Here is a 6484-nt window from a genome sequence, read left to right on the forward strand (position 1 = left end):
ACCGGGGCCCGCCGTTCCCGCGTCGAGCCACCCCTCGAGCTCGTCCACGAGCTGATCACCGTGCGCGCAGAGGGCGTCCCTGAGGCCGGGGGTCTCCTGCCCCCGCCGCACGAGGCCGATGAGGTACGGCACGAGGGCGGCGCTCGGAACAGCGGCAGCCGCCATGAGCGCATAGGCCGACGTGGAGTCGTCATCGAGAACCTGGCGCCAGACGAGCTGAGCATCCTCACGCCGGCCGGGGTGCCCGCGTGAGACGGCCGCCGCCGCGCGGGCCCGCACCGCAACGTCGGGGTCGCGCAGGAGGTTGCCGACCTGCTCCCGAACGTCGGGACGGCGTATCGCCCCCACTCCCGCGAGCGCCTCGACGGCGGTGCAGCGCACGGAGGCGTCGCGGTCCGAGAGCGCGCTCATCGCTGCGTCGACAAGACGCGGCGACCGGGCGTCCCGGAGCACGTCGATCCCCGTGCGACGATCGATCGGGTCATCGCTGGCGAGAAGGCGCCCGATCGCCTCTGCCGCGCCGCTGTCGATGCGCAGCGCGACCGGATCCCATGACCGGTCAGCGAGCACCCCGCCCAGGTGCCCGGCGTAGCCACGGTGCGCCTTCACCGCGAGCCAGATCCACACGAGAGTGAGCACGCCCGTGGTCCACACCACCGCCTGCACGTCGAGGCCCACGGCCCGGACGACCAGCAGGTAGGCACCGACGAGTCCCACCGCGAGGGGGATTCCCGCCCCCTCGACAAAGGTCTGCGCGCGGAGCCGGTCGCCGCGCCGGATCCCCTGGTAGGTCGCGGCGATCGACGTCCGAGTGGTGCCGTCCGTCAGCGAGATGTCGACGATCTGGGCGGCGCACACGGCAAGGAGGTAGGTCAACGTCGCAATCCCGGGACCCAGACCGGCGCTGAGCACGACGATTGTCATGACGAGGACGCCCACCGGGTTCGCGAGCAGACCGAACCCGATGCCGAACCGACTGAGCAGCCGCCCAGCGAGCAGGAGGGTGAAGAGCACGGCAACGATGTTGAGGATCGCCCCGAAGGCACCCATGAACTGCGCGAGGCTGTCCGGGTCGGCGTAGTAGGCAGCCGCCCGATCCCAGACGACGTAGTCAAACAGCTGCGTCACGCCGGCCGAGACGATCTGGTACCCGAGGACGAGCAGGACGAACGGCTCCCGGAGCAACCGGAGGTCGGCGAGCCGGGATCTGGTCCTCCCCGGCTCGCGCCGTCCGGGCGCCTGCGAGGGCGCCGTGAGCAGCTGGCCCGGGAACTGCCGGCTCGTGGACCAGACGAGACTGATGAAGGCGAGCGCCATGACGAGGTCGATGAGCAGCAGGTTCGTCGGCCCACCCAGCGGCGCCACCAACGCCGCCGCCGCGAGGCCGCCGACCGCGAAGCCGATCGAGAAGCCGGCCACGACCCGAGGGAAATCCCGCTTGAGCGTCTGGACGTCGTAGAGCCGGACGGCCTGCGAGCCGACGAGCAGGAACCCGGTGGGGATCGAGAGCGGGAACAGGACGATGAGGACGAACGTCACCCACGCCATGTCCCAGCGGCTGAGCAACACCCAAGCGGTGGTGACCAGCACCACGTAGAGAACGAGCACTGCGAGCGCGAGCCGGCCCAGCGGCATACGACGTTGGGCGACCGTGACGGATGAGGAGACGGCCACACCGGCGATGGCCACGCCGATGTAGGCGTAGGGCAGCGCTCCCGCCCCGTAGGTGTGGAGGAAGACGGCACTCGCGGGCACCACGAGGAAGGCCACGGTCAGGCCCAGGGTCATCGCCTGACCGCCCAGGAGGGCGAGCAGCCGCATTCTCACGGTTGCGGCTCGCGGTTCTCACGGAGCCGGTCGACGAGGGCGAGGATGACCCCGCGGGCGATCTCCGGGCGGCTCTCGAGCGCCTCGTCGAAGTCGTCCTTGGAGAGCCGGAGCGCGGTGACGTCGGTGACCGCCAGGACGGTGGCGGATCTGGGCTGCGGGTCGAGGACGGCGAAGTCACCAACGACGACCGGCGCCTCGGAACGGATCCGGCCGTCCTCACGAACGATCTCGATGACCCCCGAGGTGACCACGTGCAGCCAGTCCTCGGTGGCGCCCCGGCGGATGATCTCCTCACCGGCAGCAAAGTCCTCCTCGATGAGGGCTCCGGCGAGCCCGGCGAGGACCCGCCCGGGCGTCGCCGCGAAGATACCCACGTGGCGCAGCATCGCCACGCGGTCGACGGTCAGGAGGCGTGCCATGGGCGCTCACCTGCAGCCGTCCTCGTGGGGATGCGCAGCTCGTGGACGCCGTCGACGGTGTGCACCTCCGCATCCCCGGCCGCGGTCAGGACATGGAGCATCGCTTCGTTGCCGGCGAGGACGTCCGCGGTGAAGGCCAGCACGCCGTGCCGGGCCGCGTAGTCGGACATGATGCCATGCAGCGCGTGCCCGAGGCCGAGCCCGTGCCAGGAGGAGTCGACCATGTAGGCGACGTCGGCCGAGCCGGTGTCCGCGTCGACGTAGTACTGGGCGGACGCGACGACCTGCTCGTTCTCCCGTGGCCCGGTCACCGCGACGAACGCCATCTCCGACTCGTAGCCGACGTTGGTCAGGTGCTCAGCGGCGTTACGGGTCAGCGAGGAGAGGTTGCGGAAGAAGCGTGTCTTGACATCCTCGGGCCGCATCCGGAAGAAGAGGTCCTGGAGGAGCGTGGCGTCCCCGGTGCGAGTCGGGCGGACGAGCACCGCGGTGCCGTTCTTGAGCGTGACGGTCCGCTCCTCCGTGGCCGGGTAGGGCAGCCGGGAGCGGAGCTTCTGGTCAGGCGGGACGAGGCCGCACGACCTGGCTGCGTCCAGGAGCGCCTCCCGGTCGTCCGGATGGGCCAGCTCGATGAGCGCGACCGCCCGTTCGCGAAGGGACCGGCCGTGGACGTAGGCGATCCCGAACTCCGTGGCGATCCAACGCAGCTCGTGCCGAGGGATCGCTACTGCCTCCTTCGGTGAGAGGCGGGCGACGAACGAGGGGGATCCATCGGGCTGCCGCGAGGCGAGCGCGACGATGGCCTTGCCGCCAGGTGACAAAGCAGCGGCCCGGTGGAAGTCGACCTGTGCGCCGAGCCCGCCGAAGACCTCTCCGCCGAGGGCGTCGACGCAGGCCTGACCGGTCAGGTCGACCCGGAAGGCCTGCGTCACGGAAACGAGCCGGTGCTGGGCCGCGAGCCCGGCCTGGACCTCGTCAATCGGGCGGAACTGGAAGTGCGGGTTGCCGTCGATCGCGTCATACAGGCGCTGCGTCCCCATGGCCGCGCTGGTCACCACGGTGCCCACATCGACGGTCTTGGCGGTCCCCGTGACGATGCCGGCCTCAATGAGGTCGAGGGCAGCATCGGTGATGACGTCGGAGTGGATGCCGAGGTCATGGCGCTGCAGCAGGTGCGCCAGGACGGCGGCTGGGATGCGGCCCAGACCGACCTGGAGGGTCGCGCCGTCGTCGATGACACGTGCGACATAGCCGGCGATCCGCTCGCCGACGTCGCCGACGCCGGGGTGCTCGTAGGCGATGACCGGTCCCGGTACCTCCACGAAGTAGTCGATCTGGTCGGTCGGGACAGTGCTCGCCCCCTCGGTCCACGGCATGGCCGGATTGATCTCGGCGATGACAAGGCCGGCTGATTCGATGGCCGCCGGCGCCGCGTCGACCGACACTCCGAGGCTGACCCGCCCGCCGCGTGGCGGGGTGACCTGGACGACCGCGACGTCCAGTCGCAGCCGCCCGGTACGGAGGCTGGCGGGCAGGTCGGTGAGACTCATCGGGACGTAGTCGACGGACACGCCGTGGGGCTGGACCTCACGCACGAGGTCCGCGAGCTCGGCGGCGACGAAGATCGTCCGGTGATCGAAGTTCGTGCCGGTGTCGAGCCTGTTGCGCACCCCGTCGGTGAGGTGATGCACGAGTCGCAGGCCGAGGTGCTCGAGCGGCTGCTCCTCGAGGGCCCGCACCACGGTGCGTGGCGTGGCGCAGGCGCTGCCCACGTAAACGGTCGAACCCGGCGGCACCGCGGAGGCCGCCGCCCCTGCGCTCACCAGCCTGGAACGCCACCCCTCATCGGATGCCGTTGCCGTCGCGTCCGCCCGCCTGGGCGTCGTCGTCACTGGGCCACACCTCCCTGAGCGCGGCGCGGCGACGCGCAGGACGGGAGGATGCAGCGCCCGGCAAGCCACCGCTGGTGGTCCTTCGTTCGAGGATGGCACGCGGCCCACCCCGGCGCGAGCAAACGCCGAAACACCACCACGCTCTGAAAGATCAACGCCTCAGACGCAGTCCCCGTGGCGTCATGTGGAACCCGGCCTGGGACAGCGCCTGGACCAGCGGGTGGTCCGAGCCGAGGACCGGCGAGCCGTCGGCCTTCTCGACGGTGAGCCGGCCCAGGGCGCCCTCGCGCACCGCCAGCGCCAGGGCGTCCGCGGCCGCCTGGAGCACCTCGAGGTCGTCCGACCAGCAGAGCATCGTCTTCCCCCCGCGCTCGACGTAGAGCACCAGCGCTCCGTCGACGAGCACGACGAGCGCCCCCGCCTTGCGGCCGGGTTGGTGGCCCTTGCGACCACTGGGCCCACCACCGCGCTCCCCCTGCGCACCCGGCCCATCAAGCCCCCGACTGGGCCGGTCGGGCCATCCAAGGGCAGCGCCATAGGGGTTGGCCGGGTCGCTCGCAGCGAGCACGAGCGCGCCTGGGCGCTCGGCACGTCGCATCGCGCTCGCCTGCGTCCCGCTCGGCCGCGTCGCGCTCGGTCCGTCGGCCCCCGTGACTCCGGGAAGCCTCGAGAACGACCGGAGCCGGTCGACCGCACCGGTCGAGGCGAACTGCGAGGCCCCCAGAGACTCGACGAAGTAGCCCCGGCGGACCTTGCCCGCCTCCTCGGCCGCGGCAAGCACGCGATAGACCGCGGCGAAGCCCCCCGGCACGTCCTCCGCGACCACGGATCCTCTGGTGAGCACGCCGTAGCGGTCAAGGAGGAGCTCCGCGCTCGTCACGGCGCGGACGGTCGGGTCGGTCTCGGCGACGGGCAGCAGCGTCCAGCGTCCGACGCCTGCCGGGGGTGCGGACTCGAGCGATCGAGCGCGCAGCGCCCTCGCGGATGCGGATTCCTCAGCAGCCGCAAGGCGCTCGGGGGTCACGCCGGCGAGCGAGCCACCCCCTGAGCGCGCTATCGAGCCCTGTAGTGATCCGAAGCGCCCGAGCGACGTCCGACGGCTGCCGTACCGCGCGGACCGTGGTGCCGTCGTCGTTCGCTTGTGGGCAGTGCGGCCGCCCAACAGCAGGCCGCGGAGCGGCGCGATGGTGTCGTTGGTGACGCGCCCGGCCCAGAGCAGTGACCACAACGCGTCGAGGAGGTCGGAGTCGCCGAGCTCCGTCCCTCGCGCGGTGCCCAGCGAGCGGACCCGGTCGGCGAGCGGGCGGAAGAACCAGGCACCGCCGCCCGCGAGGGCCTCGAGGACCGCGTCCTCGGCGTCGCTGAGGTCGGCCAGCTCCGGCGGGACCAGCGTCAGGTGAGCCGTGTCGGCGAGATGGAGGCTCACCCAGCCGTCGTCCCCCGGCAGTGAGCCGTGGCCGCGCCAGATGACCTCGCCGGCGCTCATCACCTCGTCGAGGAGCGCTGGGCGGTAGTCGGCAACCCGAGCGGGCAGGACGAGCGTCTCGAGCGCGCTCGCGGGGACGACTGCACCGGTCAACTGCTCGACGGCGCGCAGCAGGCCCTCGCGTCCACGCTGACCACTGCCGACGCCCTGCCAGTGCGGGAGGAACCGGGCCAGGTCGACCTGGGCGACCGGCTCCACCTCGTGGCGCAGGGCCGCCAGCGACCGCCGCCGCAGGATCCGAAGGACCTCGGCGTCGCAGAACTCGGCGCCGTGGCCCCCACCGTTCTCGGTGGGGAGCAGCTCGCCCTCGACGACTCGTCCGGCCGAGACGAGGCGCCGCAGGGAGTCGTGCACGACGGCCGGGCCGACGCCCCACCACGCCGCAACCGTGTGCACGGTGAAGGGTCCGTGGGTCCGAGCGAACCGGGCCACGAGGTCGCCCAGCGGGTCGGGCACCGACTCGAGGAAGGCGTCCGGCACGCCGACCGGAAGGGCGGTGCCCAGGGCGTCGCGCAGGCGGCCCGCGTCCTCGACCGCGGCCCACCGATCCTCACCGGCCACCCGGACGCCGATGATCCTGCGGGCCTGTTCGAGCGACCGGAGCGCCGCCTCCACGTCGGCGGCCGCGAAGCCCTCAGCCGAGCGGGCGATGACATCGCTCATCGAGAGCGGCCCGAGGACGCGCACGAGATCGGCCAGGTCCTCCGCGTCCCGGGCGGCTCGCTCCGGGGTGAGCCGCTGGAGCTCGGCCTCGGTCCGCGCGACGGCTGCCGGATCGAGCAGGTCCCGCAGGGCGAGCGCGTCTCCCCGGCCGAGCAGCTCTGACAGCAGCGACGGGTCGAGCGCGAGAGCGGCGG

Annotated in this window: 4 protein-coding genes; all 4 read right to left on the reverse strand. The window is 72.2% G+C overall.

Annotated elements, in window-relative coordinates:
• Positions 1 to 1821: Npt1/Npt2 family nucleotide transporter (locus VIR15_RS21105; protein WP_331931464.1), on the reverse strand; the 1821-nt coding region annotated here is incomplete at its 3' end.
• Between the two features lie 2 nt (positions 1822 to 1823).
• On the reverse strand, positions 1824 to 2249 hold the full coding sequence (locus tag VIR15_RS21110; protein WP_331931466.1) for a Crp/Fnr family transcriptional regulator: 426 nt from the start codon (positions 2247 to 2249) through the stop codon (positions 1824 to 1826).
• Entirely contained in the window at positions 2234 to 4141 is a 1908-nt protein-coding gene (locus VIR15_RS21115; protein WP_331931468.1) for a GNAT family N-acetyltransferase, read from the reverse strand. The genes VIR15_RS21110 and VIR15_RS21115 overlap by 16 nt, the downstream gene beginning before the upstream one ends.
• 151 nt (positions 4142 to 4292) lie before the next feature.
• Positions 4293 to 6484, reverse strand: a 2192-nt coding sequence (locus VIR15_RS21120) for a DNA glycosylase AlkZ-like family protein (protein ID WP_331931470.1), incomplete at its 5' end; no start/stop codon positions are given.

Origin of the sequence: Intrasporangium sp., from assembly GCF_036566125.1 — a bacterium.
Classification (GTDB): domain Bacteria; phylum Actinomycetota; class Actinomycetes; order Actinomycetales; family Dermatophilaceae; genus Intrasporangium.

Bases quoted from the DNA above. Each gene is read 5' to 3' on its own strand.
- VIR15_RS21110 (WP_331931466.1), bottom strand. From the start codon at position 2,249: ATGGCACGCCTCCTGACCGTCGACCGCGTGGCGATGCTGCGCCACGTG.